The sequence below is a fragment of the Brachybacterium sp. B718/18 genome (assembly GCF_055454375.1).
Genome location: NZ_JBVDDO010000007.1, coordinates 64,866 through 83,409, shown reverse-complemented (window position 1 = coordinate 83,409; position 18,544 = coordinate 64,866). Strand labels below are relative to the sequence as shown.

The following is an 18,544-nucleotide window of genomic DNA, read 5'->3' as shown; positions in this document are numbered from 1 at the left end:
ATGCTGCAGACCACGGCCCGGGAGATCGCCGACCTCACCGGCGGCTCCCTCGTGGGAGGTGCGACCGGGGCGGAGATCGTGACGGGCGCCGCCCGCATCGACTCGCGTGCCGTCACCCCCGGTGACCTGTTCGCGGCCTTCGTCGGTGAGCACGCCGACGGTCACGACTTCGTCGGCCGCGCCCTCGAGGACGGCGCGGGGACGGTCCTCGTCTCCCGTGATCTCGGGCTCCCCGGCGTGCTCGTGGAGGACGTCCGCGAGGCACTGTCCGCCCTCGCCCGCGCCCAGCTCGAGCGCGCGCGGGCCGAGAACCCCGATCTCGTGGTCCTCGCCGTCACCGGCAGCGCGGGCAAGACCGGCACCAAGGACCTCCTCGGCCTCGTGCTCTCCGCCGCGGGGGAGACCATCGCCCCCGTCGGCAGCCTCAACAACGAGCTGGGACTGCCGCTGACCGTGCTGGGTCTCCAGCCCACCACCCGCTTCCTGGTCCTCGAGATGGGCGCCCGGGGCATCGGCCACATCGCCCACCTCACGGCGATCGCCCGCCCCGACGTCTCCCTCGTCCTCAACGTCGGCAGCGCGCACCTCGGCGAGTTCGGCGGCGTCGAGGCCATCGCACGCGCCAAGGGCGAGCTCGTCGAGGCCCTCGCCCCCGAGGGGCGCGCCGTGCTGAACGCCGAGGACCGCCGGGTCGCCGCGATGGCCTCCCGCACCTCCGCGCCCGTCCTCGACTGGGGCTTCTGGTCCGGCGCCGTTCGCGGCGAGGACCTCGACCTCGACGAGGACGCCCGGCTCTCCTTCACCCTCGTCGTCCCGGACGGCCTCACGGCGCTCAGCGGCGCCCCGATCCCCGCCGGCCGCTTCCCGGTGCGCCCCGACCTCCTCGGAGAGCACCAGGCCGCGAACGTCCTGGCTGCGCTCACCGGCGCCCTCGCCGCCGGGGTCGACCCCGCCGCGGCGACCGCCGCCCTCGACGGCGCGCGCCTCGCCTCGGGGCAGCGCATGGAGGTGCACCGCGCGGGCGGGGCTCTCGTCGTCGACGACGCCTACAACGCCAACCCGGACTCGATGCGCCACGCGCTCAAGACCCTCGCCCATCTCGGCCGGACCCACCGCACGATCGCCGTCCTCGGCGAGATGCTCGAGCTCGGGGCCGATGCCGTGCGCCTGCACGACGAGATCGGCCGCCTCGTGGTCCGCCTGAACATCGACCACCTGATCGTCGTCGGCGACGGCGCCGCGCCGATCCACCACGGGGCCAGCCTCGAGGGGAGCTTCGGCGGCGAGTCCGAGTTCGTCGACACCGTCGAGGAGGCGATCGCTGTGCTAGAACGTACGGTGATGCCCGGCGACGTGGTGCTCCTGAAGTCATCGCGCGACGCCGGACTGCGGCGGATCGCCCGACCGCTGGTCACTCACCTCGAGCGAGCAGGAGAGCCCGACCCGCGGGCGGACGGAGGGGATCACGCATGATCGCGATCATCATCGCGGGAGCCGCGGCGCTGCTTCTGTCGATCCTCGGCACGCCCCTGTTCATCAAGCTCCTGGTGAAGAAGGGGTACGGCCAGTTCATCCGGGATGACGGCCCCACCTCGCACGCGACCAAGCGCGGCACCCCCACCATGGGCGGCGTCGCGATCATCCTCGCCACGCTCCTCGCCTACGGCCTCACCCATCTGGTGCTGTGGACCAGTCCGAGCGTCTCGGTGCTGCTGGTGCTCTTCCTCATGGTCGGGCTCGGCGTGGTCGGCTTCCTCGACGACTACCTGAAGATCTCGCAGCAGCGCAGCCTGGGCCTGCGACCGCGGGCGAAGCTGATCGGTCAGTTCCTCGTCGCGACGGTCTTCGCGGTGCTGGCGCTGCTCTTCCCGGACAGCGACGGCAACACCCCCGCGTCCACGAAGATCTCCGTGGTCCGGGACGTGGAGTGGCTGGACCTCTCCTTCCTCGCGAATCTGCTGCACTCCGCGGCGGGGATGAACCTCGCCGTGATCGGCTCGGCGCTCGGCTTCGTGCTCTTCGCCCTGTGGGCGAACTTCCTCGTCGCCGCGTGGTCCAACGGCGTGAACCTCACCGACGGCCTCGACGGCCTTGCGAGCGGCGCGACCATCATCTTCACCACCGCGTACCTGATCATCTCCTTCTGGCAGTGGCGGCAGGTGTGCAGCGTCGACCTCGACGCCGGCGGGGTCGTCCACTGCTACACCTCGCGGGACCCGCTCGACACCGCCGTGCTCTGCGCGGCGATCATCGGCGCCTGCGTCGGCTTCCTGTGGTGGAACACCTCGCCCGCGAAGATCTTCATGGGCGACACCGGATCGCTCGCCCTGGGTGGGGCGATCGCGGGCCTGACCATCATCTCCCGCACCGAGGTGCTCGGCGCGATCATCGGCGGCCTCTTCGTGATCATCTCGCTGTCCGTGATCATCCAGGTCACGAGTTTCAAGCTGACCGGCAAGCGGGTGTTCCGGATGGCGCCCCTGCAGCACCACTTCGAGCTCAAGGGCTGGAACGAGGTGACGATCGTGGTCCGCTTCTGGGTCGTCGCCGGGATCCTCGCCGGAGTGGGCCTCGGGATCTTCTACCTCGACGCCCTCCCGAGGCTCAGCTCATGACCTCCGCGGACGCGGCGGACCTGGTCCTGCCGGTCCAGCAGCGGCCCTGGCCCGGGCTCGACGTGACGGGCGTGCGCATCCTGGTCACCGGCTTCGGGGTCTCCGGGTACGCGGTGGCCGACCAGACCATGCAGCGCGGCGCTCGTGTGCTCGTCGTCGATGGGCAGGACACCCCCGAGCTGCGTGAGCGGGCGCAGATCCTCGAGGTGCTCGGGGTCGAGGTGCGCCTCGGCGCCGAGCACACCGCGGCCCTCCCCGCCGACCGCGAGATCGACCTCGTCGTCACCTCCCCGGGATGGCGCCCCACGCAGCCTCTCCTCGCCGAGGCGGCCGCGGCCGGCATCCCCGTGTGGAGCGAGGTCGAGCTCGCGCGCCGCATGCAGTCCGCCGACGGGCCCGCGTGGCTCGGCGTCACCGGCACCAACGGCAAGACCACCACGGTCACCATGCTCGAGTCCATCCTGCGGGCGGCCGGGCTGCGCGCCGTCGCGTGCGGGAACGTCGGGCTGCCCGTGATCGAGGCGGCGCTCGACCCGGAGGGCTACGACGTGCTCGCGCTCGAGCTGTCCAGCTTCCAGCTGCACTGGACCGAGCACCTGGACTGCGAGGCCGCGGCGGTGCTCAACGTGAGCGCCGACCACCTCGACTGGCACGGAGGGGCCGAGGAGTACGCGCGCGCCAAGGGCCGGATCTTCGAGGGCGTCCGCACCGCCTGTATCTACAACACCGCCGACGAGGTCACCCGCCGCCTCGTCGAGGAGGCCGACGTCGTCGAGGGCGCGCGGGCCGTCGGCCTGACGCTCGGCACGCCGGGCCCCTCGGAGCTGGGCCTCGTCGAGGACATCCTCGTCGACCGCGCCTTCCACCCGGACCGGCACCGCGCCGCCGCCGAGCTGGGCCGCCTCGACGACGTCGCCCACCTCGGCGCCCGCGGCGCCGGCCCGCACGTGCTGCTCGACGCGCTCGCGGCGGCCGCCCTCGCCCGCGCCCACGGCGTACCCGCCCACGCGGTCCGCGACGGGCTGCGCGCCTACGAGATGGGCGCCCACCGAGCCCAGGTGGTCGCCACGATCGACGGCATCACCTACGTCGACGACACCAAGGCCACCAATCCCGCGGCGGCCGCGGCCTCCCTGCGAGCCGCCGAGCGGATCGTGTGGATCGCCGGCGGCGACACCAAGGGCGCCGACGTCGGCGAGCTCGTCGCCGCCTCCCGGGAGCGCCTCGTCGGCGCCGTGCTGCTCGGCGAGGATGCGACGCCCTTCACCGAGGCCCTGGCGCGACACGCACCTGAGGTCCCCGTCCGGCGCATCGATCCGGGCGACACTGGCGATGCCGCCGGACGAACGCGTCTGATGGAGGCCGCGGTGCTGGCCGCCCGCTCCCTCGCCACGGCGGGGGACGTGGTGTTGCTAGCACCCGCCGCCGCCTCGATCGACCAGTTCCGTGACTACGCGGAGCGGGGGGATCTGTTCGCGGCGGCCGTGACCCGACGGCCGGGAGCGAATGCATGACCAGGGAGAGCGCATGACCATGGAGGAGACCCGCCGTCGGTCCACCGACGTCGTGCGCCCCGACGAGGAGCAGCCGCTCGGCAACATCTCCGGCCGCGTCCGCGACGGGGTCGGCTCCTGGCTGCGCTCTCCAGCTCTGGACTTCTACGCCCTCATCGTCCTGGGCACCCTGCTGATCGGCGTCGGACTGGTCATGGTGCTCTCCTCGTCCTCGGTGCTGAACATCGCCCGCGGCGATTCGGGCTTCGCCGGTCTCTTCCGCCAGGGCACCTTCGCCGTGATGGGCCTCGTCCTGCTGGTGGTCGCCGCGATCCTCCCTCCCGGCTTCTACCGGAAAGCAGCGTGGCCACTCTTCGGATTGGGCATCGCGCTGCAGCTGCTCGTCCACACGCCGCTCGGTGTGGACGTGGCGGGCAACCGCAACTGGATCGAGATCGGCAGGCAGCGGCTGCAGCCCTCCGAGTTCCTCAAGCTCGCGCTCGCCGTGTGGCTCGGCGCGGTGCTGGCCACGAAGCGGCCGCTGCTTCACCGCCCGTTCCATCTGTTCATCCCGCTCGTCCCCGGGGTCGGGCTCGCGCTGGGCCTCGTGGTCCTCGGCCACGACCTCGGCACCACACTGGTCATGTGCATGCTCGTCGCGGGCGCTGTATGGGTCTCCGGCGCGCCGCGCCGCTGGTTCGCCGCCGCGGCCGCCGCGGGCCTCGCCGGCGTCGTCGCCCTGACCGTCACGAGCTCGAACCGCATGGCCCGCATCGAGAACTGGCTCCACGGCACGTGCGTGGGCGACTCCTGCTACCAGTCCGACCAGGGCCTGATGGGTCTCGCCGAGGGCGGCTGGTGGGGCGTCGGCCTCGGCGAGTCCCGGCAGAAGTGGGGCCGGCTCCCCGCGGCCGAGGACGACTACATCTTCGCGATCATCGGCGAGGAGCTCGGGCTCATCGGCACCCTCGGCGTGCTCGCCCTGTTCGCGTGCCTCGCGCTGGTGATGTTCCGGATGATCACCCGCATCGACGACCACTTCATGCAGATCACCATCGCGGGGCTGAGCGCCTGGTTGCTCGGCCAGGCCTTCGTGAACATGATGGTGGTGACCGGCCTGATGCCCGTGATCGGCGTCCCGCTGCCGTTCATCTCCGCTGGAGGCTCCGCGCTGCTCGCCTCGATGACGGCGCTCGGCGTGCTCATCTCCTTCGCCCGGCGCGAGCCCGGGGCCGCCGAGGCGATCAGCGCCCGGATGGGTGCTGTCCGCCGCTCGATCACCGTGCTGCCCGCTCCTCGTGACGCCTCCGCGGGCAGGACCGGCGCCCCGAAGCGCGGCCGGTCCTCGTCCCCGACGCGGGGCTCGGGTCGGTCACGCAGCCGCACCGGTCGCACCTCCCGCACCACCCGGAAGGGATGACATGACCTCCACCACCCCGCCGCGAATCCTCCTCGCGGGCGGCGGCAGCGCGGGCCACGTCTCGCCGCTGCTGGCCACCGCGGACCGGCTCCGCACCCTCGCGCCCGGCGCCGAGATCGTCGTGCTCGGCACCCCCGAGGGCCTCGAGACCGATCTCGTGCCCGCCGCCGGCTTCGAGCTGGTCACGATCGACAAGGTCCCCTTCCCGCGTCGGCCCGACGGGGCCTCCCTGCGCTTCCCCGCGCGCTTCACCGGTACCCTGCGCGAGGTGCGGGCCCTGCTGCGGGAGCGCCGCATCGACGTGGTCGCGGGCTACGGCGGGTACGTCTGCCCGCCCGCCTATCTCGCCGCGGCCTCGGCGAAGGTGCCCTTCGTGGTGCACGAGGCGAATCGGCGGCCGGGCCTCGCCAACCGCCTCGGAGCCCGCCGCGCCGCCGCCGTGCTCACCGCCTTCGAGGGGTCGACCTTGCCCGGCGCCCGCCGCATCGGCATGCCCATGCGCCGCGCCGTCGCCGAGCTTGACCGCGCGGCGCGCCGCGACGCGGCGATCGCCGGCTTCGGCCTGGACCCGGCCCGCCCCGTGCTGCTGACCACCGGCGGCTCCCTCGGGGCGCAGCGCCTCAACGCCGCCGTCGCCGCGGCCTCCGAGGACCTGCTCGCGGCCGGGGTGCAGATCCTCCAGGTCACCGGGCGCGGCAAGAACGAGGGCGTGACCCCCCGTCCCGGCCACGTCGTGCTCGAGTACGTCTCCGCGATGGAAGACGCCTACGCCGCCGCGGATCTCGCCCTGACCCGCTCCGGAGCCGGGACGGTCTGCGAGCTGAGCGCCGTGGGCCTGCCCGCCGTGCTGGTCCCGCTGCCGATCGGCAACGGCGAGCAGGCCCTCAACGGGGAGCAGCTCGTCGCGGCCGGCGGCGCCCTGATGGTCGAGGACTCCCGCCTCGACGCGGACTGGCTGCGCGCCCACGTGCTGCCCCTGATCACCGACCCGGCGGCGCTCGCCCGGATGGCCGAGGCGTCCCGCGCAGCGGGCGTGACCGATGCCGCCGAGGTGATGGCGGAGGTCGTGATCGGCGTCGCACGCCGAGCCTGACCCGACGCGCTCCGCGCCGAGGCTACCGTGGCCCCATGACCTCCCAGCCCGCTGCCTCCGCCCCGTCCGCCGCGCCGGAGCCGCGCACGATCCTGCGCCCCGGCGCGGTGATCACCCGCCCGGACTGGCCCGCGGAGGCGGAGATCCGCTCGCTCCACGTGGTCCGCATCGGCGGGGCCGGGATGTCCGCCGTCGCCCGGCTCGCGCTCGAGGCCGGACTCACCGTGAGCGGCAGCGACTCGCAAGACGGGCAGTTCATCGCGCCGCTGCGCGCGGCCGGTGCGCGCATCGGCATCGGCTTCGACGCGGACCTGCTGGCCGAGGACGTCGACCTGCTCGTCGTCTCCACCGCCGTCCGCGCCGACAACCCCGAGGTGATCGCCGCTCGCGAGCGGGGCATCCCCGTGATCCACCGGGCGGCCGCGCTCGCGGGCCTGCTCGGCGGGCGCGCGCTGATCGCCGTCGCCGGCACCCACGGCAAGACCTCCACCACCGGCCTCGCCGTCATGGCCCTGCGCGGCGCGGGCCTGGACCCGGCCTGGGCGCTCGGCGCCGCCGTCCCGGACCTCGGGCGCAACGCAGGCTTCGCCGCGGCGAATCCGACGAACCCCCTCGCGGCTGCCCCCGCCGACGAGCGTGCCGTGGAGGGTGCCGCCGACGACGCGAGCATCGCCCCCGCACTCCCGCAGGCTGAGGGACTCGCCGTGGTCGAGGCCGACGAGTCCGACGGCTCCTTCCTCGCCTTCGCCCCGCGCTCGCTCGTGGTCACGAACCTCGAGCCCGATCATCTCGACTTCCACGGCGATGCGGAGACGCTGACCGCCGCCTTCGACGCCCTCACCGCACGTCTCGTGCCCGGCGGCACCCTCGTGGTCTGCGCTGACGACGCCGGGGCGGCCGCCCTCGGCGACAGGGCCGCGGAGCGCGGGCTCCCGGTGATCCGCTACGGCGTCGGGGCCGGGGCCGACTGGCGGGTGCTCGAGGAGCGCGGCGGCGCGACCGGTGCCCGCGTGCGTCTCGCCACGCCCGAGGGGCCTCTGGATCTCTCCCTCGCCGTTGCCGGGCACCACAACGTGCTCAACGCCGTCGGTGCCCTCGTGGCCGTCCGCGGCGCCGTGCCGGAGGCCGACCCTGCGGCCCTCGCCACCGGGCTCGCCCGCTTCACCGGCGCCTCGCGCCGCTTCGACGTCGCCGGGGAGGCCGGCGGGGTCACGGTCGTGGACGACTACGCGCACCATCCCCGGGAGGTCGCCGCGACCCTCTCCGCCGCTCGCGGCATCGTCGAGGCCCAGGACCGCGGCGGTCGCGTGCTGGTGGTCTTCCAGCCCCACCTCTATTCGCGCACGCGGCTGTTCGCCGAGGACTTCGCGACAGCGCTCACCGCCGCCGACCAGGCCTGGGTGCTGCCCGTCTACGGGGCCCGCGAGGACCCGGACCCGCAGATCACCGCCGCGACCATCACCGACCACGCCCCGCTCGGCGTGCTCCCCGTGGCCGATGACGCGCCGGAGGGCGAGCTCGCCGCGGCCGTCGCCTCGACCGCGCGCCCCGGCGACGTCGTGCTCATGCTGGGGGCCGGCGACATCGTCGAGCTCACCCCGAGCATCCTCGCGGCGCTCGGCGGGACGGGGGAGGGGGCCTGATGGCCACCCGCCGCCCCGCCGCCCCGCGCCCCCGGCCCCGCTCCGGCGAGTCGGCGAGTTCCGCCAGTTCCGCCAGTTCCGCGGGGCAGACCGCGCGCCCGTCGCCGTGTCGCACCGCCGCCCCGTCGGCCGCCCCCACGACCCGCCGCTCCGCGGCCCCGGCCCCCTCTCGCCGGAGCGCCGGCACCTCCACGTCCTCCTCCTCCGCGGCGAGGCCGGACGCGGCAGGATCCGCGGGGTCCGCAGTGTCGGGAGCGTCAGCGGCGTCGGCAGCTCCGTCGGCGCCGTCCGCCGGCTCAAAGGTGACCGCTGCGTCCGCTGTGTCCGCTGTGTCCACGCGCTCGGCCGCCTCCGCGTCCCCCGCCCCCGCGCGCGCGACGACGGCGGCGGGACGATCCCGCCGCGCCGTCGGCCGCCCCGCTCCGGCGGAAAATCCCGCCCCCGCCGCGGGGGAGGGGCGGGTCGTCCAGGCCGCGGACCGCTTCCGCGCGCTGGTCGTCGGACGGCCCTGGCGTCGCCGCCGTCGCGCGATCCTCGCCTCCCTCGCCGGGGTGCTGGCCCTGCTGCTCGTCGCCGCCGGCACCGCGATCTACCTCCCCGCCCTCCAGGTCGACCGGGTGGAGATCTCGGGCCTGGGCTATCTCGCGGAGGACCAGGTGCGCGCGGTCGTCGAGGAGCACGACGGCGACAGCGTGCTGCTGCTGCGCACCGGCCGGATCCAGCAGGAGCTGCTGGCTCTGCCCGGTGTCGCGAGCGCCGAGGTCGAGCGGTCCTGGCCCGACGGCGTCTCCGTGACGGTCACCGAGACCGCTCCTGTCGCGGTGCTCACCCGCGCCGACGGCAGCACCGCCGTGCTCGACGCGGCGGGGGAGGAGCTGCCGGCCGCCGCGGCGGAGGGCGCGACCCTGGTGCCGCTCTCCGTCGGCGCGGGCGCTTCCGACCCGGAGGGTGCCGCCGCCGCCATGAGCGAGGTGGTCAGCGCGATCCCCGAGCCGCTGCGGAGCTCGGTCCGGTCCGTGACCGCGACGACCGCGAGCGATGTCACCCTCGAGATCGCCCTCGAGGACGGCACCGTGAAGACGGTCATCTGGGGCGGCGCGGCCGACAGCGCCCTCAAGGCCGAGGTGGTGCAGGCCCTCATCTCCCAGCCCGGCACCGTCATCGACGTCTCCTCGCCGGTCGCACCGGTCACGCGCTGAGCAGCGGGCCCGGACCCTCGATCCGCCCGGGTTCACGGCCGACACGCGCCGACGGTGTTTGCACGGGCGCGCCCTCGTCCCTAGCGTCGAGGGGAAGGAGAGGCGCCCCGAAGTCACAACCTGAAGTCGAGGTTGAGAGTTCGACCGGGTGTCGGGACCAGCCCGAGGCGGCCCCTCTCCGCAGGTGAACGACAAGAGCAAGGACCAAACGTGGCCGGAACCCAGATCTCCCTCGCAGTCATCAAGGTCGTCGGTGTCGGCGGCGGCGGTGTCAATGCTGTCAACCGCATGATCGAGTCGGGCCTCAAGGGGGTCGAGTTCATCGCGATCAACACCGACGCCCAGGCCCTCCTGATGTCCGACGCCGACGTCAAGCTCGACGTCGGCAAGGAGATCACCCGCGGTCTCGGGGGGGCCGGCGCCGATCCCGAGGTCGGCAAGAAGGCCGCTGAGGACCACGCCGAGGAGATCGAGGAGGTCCTGCGCGGGGCCGACATGGTCTTCGTGACCGCCGGCGAGGGCGGCGGCACCGGCACCGGCGGCGCGCCCGTGGTCGCCAAGATCGCCCGCAGCCTCGGCGCCCTCACCATCGGCGTCGTGACCCGACCCTTCACCTTCGAGGGGCGCCGTCGCTCCACCCAAGCGGAGTCCGGCATCGCGGCCCTGCAGGCCGAGGTCGACACCCTCATCGTGATCCCCAACGATCGCCTGCTCTCCATCGCGGACAAGCAGGTCTCGATGCTCGACGCCTTCAAGAGCGCGGACCAGGTCCTCCTCTCCGGGGTCCAGGGCATCACCGACCTGATCACCACCCCGGGCCTGATCAACCTGGACTTCGCCGACGTCAAGTCGGTCATGCAGGGCGCGGGCAGCGCCCTCATGGGCATCGGCTCGGCGCGCGGCGAGGACCGTGCGCTGCAGGCCGCCGAGCTCGCGGTCTCCAGCCCGCTGCTCGAGGCCTCGATCGACGGCGCCTACGGCGTGCTGCTCTCCATCCAGGGCGGCAGCGACCTCGGCCTGTACGAGGTCTCGGAGGCGGCGCGCCTGGTGCAGGAGGCCGCGCACCCCGACGCGAACATCATCTTCGGCTCGGTCATCGACGACGCCCTCGGCGACGAGGTGCGCGTCACGGTCATCGCCGCGGGCTTCGAGTCCGGCGGTCCCGCCCCCCGCACCGATCTCGCCGCGCGCCCCGCGCCGCGCCCGGAGCCGGCGGCCCGTCCGGCCGAGCGCCCGGCGGCGAGCCGTCCGGCCGCGTCCGGTGCCTCGGCGAACGCCGCTCCCGCCGCCAACGGTGCCTGGGGCCAGCCGCAGACCGCCTTCTCGCCCTCGCGGCCCAGCGCCGCCGAGCCCGAGACGGAGGTGCTCGACGCCGCCGAGGCCGAGGACCCCCGCCCCGTCGGCCAGCAGGTGCCGCCGCGTCCCGCTCCCCGCACGCCCGAGCAGCAGCAGCCGGCGCGGCCGCCGCACATCGAGGAGCCCCCGGCGGACGACGACGATCTCGACCTCCCGTCCTTCCTCAAGTGACGACCTCCCTCTCGGCACGGGCTCCGCGGCTTCGCGGGGCCCGTGCCCTGTTCACGGGGCGCTCCGGCGGGGTCAGCAGCGGGGACCACGCGAGCCTGAACCTCGCCCTGCACGTCGACGACGATCCCGCCGCGGTCGCACGGAACCGGGACCTCCTCGCCGCCGAGGTGGGGGTGCGCGCCGTCTTCGTCGACCAGGTCCACTCCACGGTCGTGCACGTGCTGCCGGCGGCGGGGGACTCCCCGGTGGTGACCGCCGACGCGCTGGTGACGGACCGGCGGGACGCGGCGCTCGCGATCATGGTGGCCGACTGCCTGCCCGTGCTGCTCTCGGATCCCGTGGCGGGGGTCATCGGCGCGGCGCACGCGGGCCGTCGCGGACTGCTCGACGGGGTGCTCGAGGCGACCGTCGAGGCGATGACGGCGCTCGGAGCGCAGCCCGCCGACCTCACCGCCTCGATCGGCCCCGGGATCTGCGGCGCCTGCTACGAGGTGCCGGCGGCGATGCGCGAGGGAGCGGCGGCGCAGCTGCCGGAGACGGCCGCGACCACGAGCTGGGGCACCCCCGCCCTCGACCTCCGGGCCGGGGCGGCGGCGATCCTCGCCCGGCTCGGCATCCCCTCCGGGGCGATCGACGCCGACCATCCCTGCACCCTCGAGGACGAGTCCTTCTTCTCCTACCGCCGCAGCGCCCGGACCGGCCGCTTCGCCGGGGTGATCCGGAGGGCCTGACGTGGCCCGACACACCGTCCGACACGCCGACCGACACGCCGGGCGCCTCCCGGGGCGCCCTGCGACCCTGCGGTACTTTCGGTGCACGGGCTCCCACGCACTCCCCGTGCTTCCCCGGAGCCCAGGTCAGCGCGAACAACACACGGGAGATCCACGATGGGCAACTGGCGCAACGCCATGGTCGCTCTCGGCCTCGCCAACGAGGTCGACGACGAGTACTACGAGGACGAGCGGGTCCGTCAGGACGAGCCTGCCGCTCCGGCCCGACGCACCGAGCGCGGCGCCGAGCCCGCTCTCGAACGGGAGGCTCAGGTGACCCCCATCCGCCAGCGGTCCAACGTCGTGGCGATGGCCCCGGCAGTGGAGGACTCGATGCACCGCATCACCACGATCCACCCCCGTTCCTACAACGACGCCAAGGCGATCGGCGAGTCCTTCCGGGACGGCATCCCCGTCATCGTGAACCTCTCCGACATGCAGGACGGCGACGCCAAGCGCATGGTCGACTTCTCGGCCGGCCTCGTCTTCGGTCTGCGCGGCAGCATCGAGCGCGTCACCTCCAAGGTGTTCCTGCTCTCGCCCGAGTTCGTCCAGGTCGACGGGGACACCACCGCCGACGAGGGCAACTTCTACAACCAGAGCTGAGGTTCCGTGCAGCTCGTCGCCGGGGTGCTGTATCTCGCAGTGTTCCTGTACATGCTCCTGCTGCTCGCGCGGCTGGTGATCGACTGGATCCGCGGGTACGCCCGCGACTTCCGGCCGACGGGGCTCGTGCTGGTGCTCTTCGAGGTCGTGTTCACGCTGACCGACCCCCCGGTGATGTTCCTGCGCCGCCTCATCCCGCCGTTCCGCCTGGGTCCGGTGGCCTTCGACATCAGCCTGATGCTGCTGCTCGTGGCCTGCTGGGTGCTCATGGCGGTGCTCTCCGCGGTCGCGTGAGCTCCGGTGAGCTCGCATGGGCTCCCCGGTGTCCGGCTGATCGGCTGATCGGCCGGGACGTCCGGTGAGCGCGCCGGATCCGCTAGGCTGTCCGCACTGCGCCCGGCGCAGAGACCACCCCAGACTGACGAGAAGGTGACCCATGGCTCTGATGCCCGATGACCTGCTGCACAAGCGGTTCACACCGGTTCGGTTCTCCGAGGGCTATGACATGGACGAGGTGGACAACTACCTCGACAACGACATCCTGCCGCGCCTCCAAGAGCTGATCGACGAGAACAACCGCCTCACCAAGGAGCTGGAGGAGGCCCAGAACCGCATCGCGGAGCTGGAGTCCGCCCCGGCTGCGGCCGCTGCCGAGCAGGCTCCGGCCGACGAGGACGAGGCCGAGGTGATCGACGCGGCCCCCGCGTCCTTCGCCGAGGCGCCCGCCGCGGAGACGGACGCCACGGCTCCGCAGGCCGTCGTCGAGCCCGAGACCCCGGCCGAGGAGCCCGCTGCCCCTGCCGCCGCTGCTGCGCCGGCTCCGACCGACGCCGCGGGCATCATCGCCCTCGCGAACCGTCTGCACGACGAGTACGTCAAGAACGGCGAGGACGAGCGTGATCGCCTCATCGCCGAGGCGAACGAAGAGCACAAGCGGATCGTCGGCGAGGCCGAGGAGAAGTCCCGCACGACCCTCGCGGAGCTCGAGTCGAAGAAGGCCGAGCTCGACAAGACCATCGAGGGTCTGCGCACCTTCGAGCGCGACTACCGCAACCGTCTGCGCAACTACCTCGAGAACCAGCTCCGCGATCTCGACACCAGCGAGACGCAGGACAAGCAGGCGAACTTCGGCCTGTGAGCCGCCACGCCACCACGTCGACGAGCGCCGGGCCCCAGGGGTCCGGCGCTCGTCGCCGTCTGCCCCTCTCCGGAGTCCTCGGCATCATGGTCGTGCTCGGCGCGATCCTGCTCGTCCTCGACCAGATCACCAAGAACTGGGCGGAGGCGAACCTCGAGGAGCTCGTGCCGCGGCCCTTCCTGGGCGAGTTCCTGCAGCTGACGCTGCTGTACAACTCGGGGGCGGCCTGGGGCATGGGTTCCGGGATCACGCCGGTCGTGACCTGCCTGCAGATGCTCATCGTCGTGGGTGTGCTGGTCTTCGCCGTCACCACGGTGCGCTCGCCCTGGTACGCCCTGGCCCTCGGGATGATCCTCGGCGGCGCGCTCGGCAACATCCATGATCGGCTGCTGCGGCCGCCCGCGCCGTTCCGCGGGGAGGTCGTCGACTTCCTCGAACTGCCCAACTGGCCGGTGTTCAACATCGCCGACATGGGCGTGGTCGGCGGCGCGATCCTCGTGGTGCTGCTCAGCGTGATCGGCCTGCACACCGATCCCTCCGCGGCCGAGGCGGAGAAGCCCGCGACGGCCGAGACCGAAGCACCGGAGGAGCGGAAGGCGTGAACGGCCACCGCACCCTGATGGTCCCCGACGGCCTCGCGGGGGAGCGGGTCGACGCGGGCCTCTCGCGCCTGCTGGGCCTCTCCCGTACCCGCGTCGCCGATCTCGTGGACGCCGGGCACGTGCAGATCGACGGCCGCGTCCCGGCCCGCTCGCAGCGACTCGAGCCGGGCGCCCTGCTGAGCGTCGAGATCCCCGACGAGCGCCCCGCGACCCAGGTGCGGCCGCAGATCGCCGAGGGCATGAGCCTCGTCCACCAGGACGAGCACATCGTGGTCATCGACAAGCCCGTCGGCGTCGCCGCGCATCCCAGCGCCGGCTGGTCAGGGCCGACGGTCCTCGGCCATCTCGCGGCGGCGGGAGTGTCGATCCGCACCAGCGGCGACCCCGATCGGCAGGGCATCGTCTCCCGCCTCGACGTCGGCACGAGCGGGCTCATGGTCGTCGCCCGCACCGAGCTCGCGTACACCACGCTCAAGGACGCCTTCCGCGCCCGCGAGGTGGACAAGGTTTACCACGCGGTCTGCCAGGGGACCCCGGACCAGCCCGAGGGCACGATCGAGGCGCCCATCGGCCGCTCCCCGAACCACGACTACAAGTTCGCGGTGCGCAGCGACGGCAAGCACTCCGTCACCCACTACTCGACCCTCGAGGCGCTGCGCGGCGCGACCCTGCTGCGGGTCAAGCTCGAGACGGGCCGCACCCACCAGATCCGCGTCCACATGGCGGCGCTGAAGCACCCTCTCGTCGGCGATCCGCTGTACGGCGCGGACCCGACCCTCGCGGAACGCGTCGGACTGATCCGGCAGTGGCTGCACGCGATGGAACTCGGCTTCACCCACCCCGCCACGGGAGCGCACGTCACCTTCTCCTCGCAGTACCCGGCGGATCTGCAGCAGGCCCTCGACCGGCTCCGCGAGCACTGAGCGGCGGCGTCCAGGCGATACCGTCGGACCATGACCGACGAGCAGCTCCCCGGCGCCCTCACCCCCACCCGCTCCGCGGCCCTGTCGCGCCCCGATTTCCCCGTCGCCCGTGTCGCGCGCCGCCTGGGCCTGGACCCCGCGGGGGCCGAGGTGGCGCTGCGGGACGATGACGCGATGCGGGCGGCGATCGCCCGCTCGGTGGAGGAGTTCCTCGCGGCCGACGACGAGCGCCGGGCCGGCCGCGCGCCCGCCTCCGCCCTGGCGCTGGATCCCGACTTCCCGACCGGGGTCGGGATGGCCCTCGTCGGCGCCGCGGTGCTGTGGGAGGCGCGGGAGCTGGTGCCGCGGGTCGCTCTGCGCGTCGCGACCGACCACTACGAGGACGGGGCGGACGAGCTCGCCGCGAGCTACGTCGCGCTGGTCCTCGAGTCCGTCGAACCGGGGGAGGACCGGGACGACGACGCCCTCGCCTGGGCCGCCCAGTCCCTGCTCGTCGCCGTGCTGCAGCGCTCGGGCGAGCCGGCACGCGCCGCGGAGATCGCCGCCGACCTCGCCGCCCACGCGATCCCCCTGGACCTGTGGCGCGACGAGGACCCGACCTTCCCGGACGACTCGCTGGCCTGGCACGGCGGTGCCTTTGTGGGCGGCATCCCGCCGCGCCGCGACGAGCGCTCCCTGAGCTACGAGGACGTCCACGACTACATGGGCCGCCTCCTCGCCGACATGCGTCGCGAGCGCGAGGCGGAGGAGGACGGGGCGTGAGCGGTCCCGGAGTCGGTCCGGTTGTCGGTCCGGATCGGACCACCTGGCAGACCGACCTCCTGGCGGACCTGGCACTCGCCCTGCCCGGAGCCGACCTCGAGCCCTATGGCTCGGTGACGCATCCGTCCTCCATGGACGGGTGGAGCGATCTCGACGTGGCCATCACCTGCCGCTCCGCGTTCGACGTGGAAGAGGTCCTGCAGGGGCGGCTCTGGGCTTTCCAGTCGACGACCGATGCCGAGGGACAGGTCCTGAGGGCGGTGCTGGTCGACGGCCGTCGCGTCGATCTCCGGATCCGCGGCCCGCGCGCGGCGCTTCCCCCGCCCCCGCCCGACAACAGCATCCGCTTCGATGCGGCGCTCTCGGCGGTGCGGCTGGGGCGCGGGAGCCACCTGATCGGTCTCCATCTCCTGCTGGGCGTCCTCCGCGACGCCCTCGTGCACCGCATGGTTGCGGCTGACCGCGCGACGGGGACGACCCACCATCGCGAATCGACGGGATTCGATGCCGACGCCGCGGCGGTGCTGGAGGCGATCGGGGAGCCGCTCGGCCCGCAGACGGCCCTCGCGGTCTACGAGCTCCACGGTGCCTGGCGGGCTGCGACGGAGCCGGCGTTCACGCCTGATCCGGCAGGCTTGCAGGCAGTGATCGAGCGGGCTCGAGGCTGAGCCGCCCCGAGCCCTCGGGCGCCAGGCTGCCCTGATCGAGGACCGCAGCGCGGGCCTGCGCGCGGAGGTGGCGGGGAACGAGTCCTCGGAGTGCTCACGAAGAGATCGGCAGCGGTGGGTCAGCCCCAGGTCAGCGGATCGAGGTGGAGGTGGAACTCGAGACGATCGATTTCGACCCTTCGTCCGTATCGCGCCAGGAGCATCTCCCGGAGCGCATGAGCGTGATCGGGCCAGGTGTCGCCGGTATTGGCGAGCAGCAGCGAGAGATCCGCGTGCCGGTCGGCGACCCCGAGCCGCCCGAGGTCGACGAACCCGAGGACCTCCAGGGTGTCCGGGTCGACCAGGATGTTCGGCAGGCACAGGTCCCCGTGGCAGACCACTCGATCCTCCTGCTCCTGAGCGCGTCGCAGGGGATGCTCGCGCTCCAGATCTCTGAGGAGCTCACGGGGGGTCCGCGTGCTCTGCTCGGGACGGAGGAACGATGGATCGACCGCGTCACGGGCGACGACATCGCGAGCCAGTGCGAGCATCCGCTCCGTCCCGCGGTCGAACGGGCAGTCGGTCACGTCCGCCTGGTGCAGCGCACGAACGGCGTCGACGAGGCGCGGCCAGAGCAGGAGCGCCCGCTCGGCGTCGATGCTGTCGGCCGGGACGCCGGGGACGGCAGCGGTCACGAGACGAGCCCCCGACTCGTCCGCGCGCCATGCGAGCACGACAGGCCCCGGAATGCCGTGGGCCCGGGCCCACGTGCAGCGGTCACGCTCGGCGAGGAGCTCTGCGGTGCGATCGGGAGTCACGAGCTTGGTGTACTGGAGCCCGTCGGCTCGCACGAGGACCCGAGCGCCTGACTCGCCGCCGCGAACCTCGTGCCAGGCGTCGCTGACGGTGGGATCCAGGTCCTCGTCTCCAGCGGTCGGCTCCGTCATGGTCGCACCGTACCGCCCGTACGCTGATCCCATGACGACTCCACGGGGCGCCCTCCTCACGGGCAGCGTGAACTACGACGACGCCGAGAAGACCCTGCGCACGGTCGCCGAGATCCTCGGGGCGCATGTCGCGCGGATCCCCGACGGCGAGGTCGGGGCACGGTTCCACTGGATCATGTTCCAGCCTGACGTGCTCGGTCAGGCCGACGGTATCGACCGCGTGGGCGAGGACCCGATCCCCTTCGGGGCGGGTCTGGATGCGCGCCCGCTGCGGATCGCCGCCGGCGCCTCGGCCGCCGAGATCGTGCTGCCGCCGCTCGGCTACGCGGCCGCTGCCCGCGAGTCCTACGCGATCTTCTCCCGCCTGCGCGGGGAGGGCGTGATCCCGGCCGGGATGCGCTTCCAGGTCTCCCTGCCCACGCCCGTCGCGGTGATCTCCTCCTTCTTCTCCGGGGACGACCGGATCGCGATCGAGCCGGTCTACGCCGAGGCGCTGCGGGGCGAGCTGGAGCAGATCCTCGAGGAGATCCCGCACGCGGACCTCGCGGTCCAGTGGGACGTGGCCAGCGAGATGGGGATCCTCGAAGGCGCCTCCGGATACGGCGCGGTGATGCAGGGATGGTGGACCGGGGGAGTGCTCGAGGGGATCGTCGGACGCCTCGCGGCACTCGTCGACGCCGTCCCCGCCGACGTCGAGGTCGGCCTGCACCTCTGCTACGGCGACGCGGGGGAGAAGCACTTCATCGAGCCCACCGACACCGGGAACCTCGTGCGCGTGGCGAACGCGGTGCTCGGCGCCGCCCGGCGCGACCTGTCCTGGCTCCACCTGCCGGTGCCGATCTCCCGCGACGACGAGGCGTACTTCGCGCCGCTCGCGGGGCTGGCGGACGTCCCCGAGCTGTACCTCGGCCTGGTTCACCGCGAGGACGGCGCGGAAGGAGCCCGCGCCCGCATCGCCGCCGCGCAGACGGTGCTGGCACGTGAGTTCGGGGTCGCGACCGAGTGCGGCATCGGCCGCGCCCCGGAGGGCACCACCGAGGGCATCCTGCGCACCCACGCCGAGGTCGCCGACCCCCGCTGAGCCGCCCCGGGGAACGTCCCGCCGCGTTCCCGGATCCCCGACACGCCGGACGCGCCGAGGTGACCTCTCCGACCCCTC

Annotated in this window: 18 protein-coding genes; 17 read left to right on the top strand and 1 reads right to left on the bottom strand. The window is 73.4% G+C overall.

All coding sequences use genetic code 11. The features are described from left to right. The 16 genes from ACZCAH_RS11825 (at position 1) to ACZCAH_RS11750 (ending at position 16,459) form a co-directional block, all read left to right on the top strand. Positions 1 to 1,473: a UDP-N-acetylmuramoyl-tripeptide--D-alanyl-D-alanine ligase gene (locus tag ACZCAH_RS11825; protein ID WP_464341266.1), complete on the top strand. Its 1,473-nt coding sequence runs from the start codon at positions 1 to 3 to the stop codon at positions 1,471 to 1,473. Next, complete coding sequence (gene mraY / locus ACZCAH_RS11820; protein ID WP_464341265.1) at positions 1,470 to 2,615, top strand: phospho-N-acetylmuramoyl-pentapeptide-transferase; 1,146 nt, start codon at positions 1,470 to 1,472, stop codon at positions 2,613 to 2,615. Before ACZCAH_RS11825 ends, mraY begins: the two co-directional genes overlap by 4 nt. After that, a complete protein-coding gene (gene murD / locus ACZCAH_RS11815) occupies positions 2,612 to 4,129 on the top strand; it encodes a UDP-N-acetylmuramoyl-L-alanine--D-glutamate ligase (RefSeq protein WP_464341264.1) in 1,518 nt (505 codons plus the stop codon). The genes mraY and murD overlap by 4 nt, the downstream gene beginning before the upstream one ends. A gap of 13 nt (positions 4,130 to 4,142) precedes the next feature. Then, on the top strand, positions 4,143 to 5,528 hold the full coding sequence (gene ftsW / locus ACZCAH_RS11810) for a putative lipid II flippase FtsW (RefSeq protein WP_464341263.1): 1,386 nt from the start codon (positions 4,143 to 4,145) through the stop codon (positions 5,526 to 5,528). A gap of 1 nt (position 5,529) precedes the next feature. Then, positions 5,530 to 6,621, top strand: coding sequence for a UDP-N-acetylglucosamine--N-acetylmuramyl-(pentapeptide) pyrophosphoryl-undecaprenol N-acetylglucosamine transferase (locus ACZCAH_RS11805; protein ID WP_464341262.1), 1,092 nt, complete (start codon positions 5,530 to 5,532; stop codon positions 6,619 to 6,621). Between the two features lie 35 nt (positions 6,622 to 6,656). After that, positions 6,657 to 8,264, top strand: a complete 1,608-nt coding sequence (locus tag ACZCAH_RS11800; protein WP_464341261.1) for a UDP-N-acetylmuramate--L-alanine ligase — start codon at positions 6,657 to 6,659, stop codon at positions 8,262 to 8,264. Between the two features lie 329 nt (positions 8,265 to 8,593). Continuing rightward, on the top strand, positions 8,594 to 9,463 hold the full coding sequence (locus tag ACZCAH_RS11795; RefSeq protein WP_464341260.1) for a cell division protein FtsQ/DivIB: 870 nt from the start codon (positions 8,594 to 8,596) through the stop codon (positions 9,461 to 9,463). Positions 9,464 to 9,673: 210 nt separating this feature from the next. Beyond that, positions 9,674 to 10,990, top strand: coding sequence for a cell division protein FtsZ (gene ftsZ, locus ACZCAH_RS11790; protein WP_464341259.1), 1,317 nt, complete (start codon positions 9,674 to 9,676; stop codon positions 10,988 to 10,990). Then, entirely contained in the window at positions 10,987 to 11,721 is a 735-nt protein-coding gene (gene pgeF / locus ACZCAH_RS11785; RefSeq protein ID WP_464341258.1) for a peptidoglycan editing factor PgeF, read from the top strand. The genes ftsZ and pgeF overlap by 4 nt, the downstream gene beginning before the upstream one ends. Before the next feature lie 156 nt (positions 11,722 to 11,877). Then, complete coding sequence (locus ACZCAH_RS11780; RefSeq protein WP_464341257.1) at positions 11,878 to 12,366, top strand: cell division protein SepF; 489 nt, start codon at positions 11,878 to 11,880, stop codon at positions 12,364 to 12,366. A gap of 6 nt (positions 12,367 to 12,372) precedes the next feature. Then, positions 12,373 to 12,660: a YggT family protein gene (locus ACZCAH_RS11775; protein ID WP_464341256.1), complete on the top strand. Its 288-nt coding sequence runs from the start codon at positions 12,373 to 12,375 to the stop codon at positions 12,658 to 12,660. 142 nt (positions 12,661 to 12,802) lie between these two features. After that, a complete protein-coding gene (locus tag ACZCAH_RS11770) occupies positions 12,803 to 13,504 on the top strand; it encodes a DivIVA domain-containing protein (protein ID WP_464341255.1) in 702 nt (233 codons plus the stop codon). Continuing rightward, a complete protein-coding gene (gene lspA, locus ACZCAH_RS11765; RefSeq protein WP_464341254.1) occupies positions 13,501 to 14,106 on the top strand; it encodes a signal peptidase II in 606 nt (201 codons plus the stop codon). Before ACZCAH_RS11770 ends, lspA begins: the two co-directional genes overlap by 4 nt. After that, the gene (locus tag ACZCAH_RS11760) at positions 14,103 to 15,029 is read left to right on the top strand and encodes an RluA family pseudouridine synthase (RefSeq protein WP_464341253.1); all 927 of its coding nucleotides are present in this window, start codon (positions 14,103 to 14,105) and stop codon (positions 15,027 to 15,029) included. The genes lspA and ACZCAH_RS11760 overlap by 4 nt, the downstream gene beginning before the upstream one ends. A 30-nt stretch (positions 15,030 to 15,059) precedes the next feature. Further along, positions 15,060 to 15,791 (top strand): hypothetical protein, encoded by a 732-nt coding sequence (locus tag ACZCAH_RS11755; protein ID WP_464341252.1) that lies wholly within the window; start codon positions 15,060 to 15,062, stop codon positions 15,789 to 15,791. Next, complete coding sequence (locus tag ACZCAH_RS11750) at positions 15,788 to 16,459, top strand: hypothetical protein (protein WP_464341251.1); 672 nt, start codon at positions 15,788 to 15,790, stop codon at positions 16,457 to 16,459. The genes ACZCAH_RS11755 and ACZCAH_RS11750 overlap by 4 nt, the downstream gene beginning before the upstream one ends. Positions 16,460 to 16,578: 119 nt before the next feature. Here ACZCAH_RS11750 and ACZCAH_RS11745 read toward each other — a convergent pair whose 3' ends face one another. Continuing rightward, entirely contained in the window at positions 16,579 to 17,385 is an 807-nt protein-coding gene (locus tag ACZCAH_RS11745; RefSeq protein ID WP_464341250.1) for a phosphotransferase, read from the bottom strand. A gap of 31 nt (positions 17,386 to 17,416) precedes the next feature. On the opposite strand from ACZCAH_RS11745, the gene ACZCAH_RS11740 reads away from it, so the two are divergent. Next, positions 17,417 to 18,466, top strand: a complete 1,050-nt coding sequence (locus ACZCAH_RS11740) for a hypothetical protein (RefSeq protein WP_464341249.1) — start codon at positions 17,417 to 17,419, stop codon at positions 18,464 to 18,466. Positions 18,467 to 18,544: the final 78 nt, after the last annotated feature.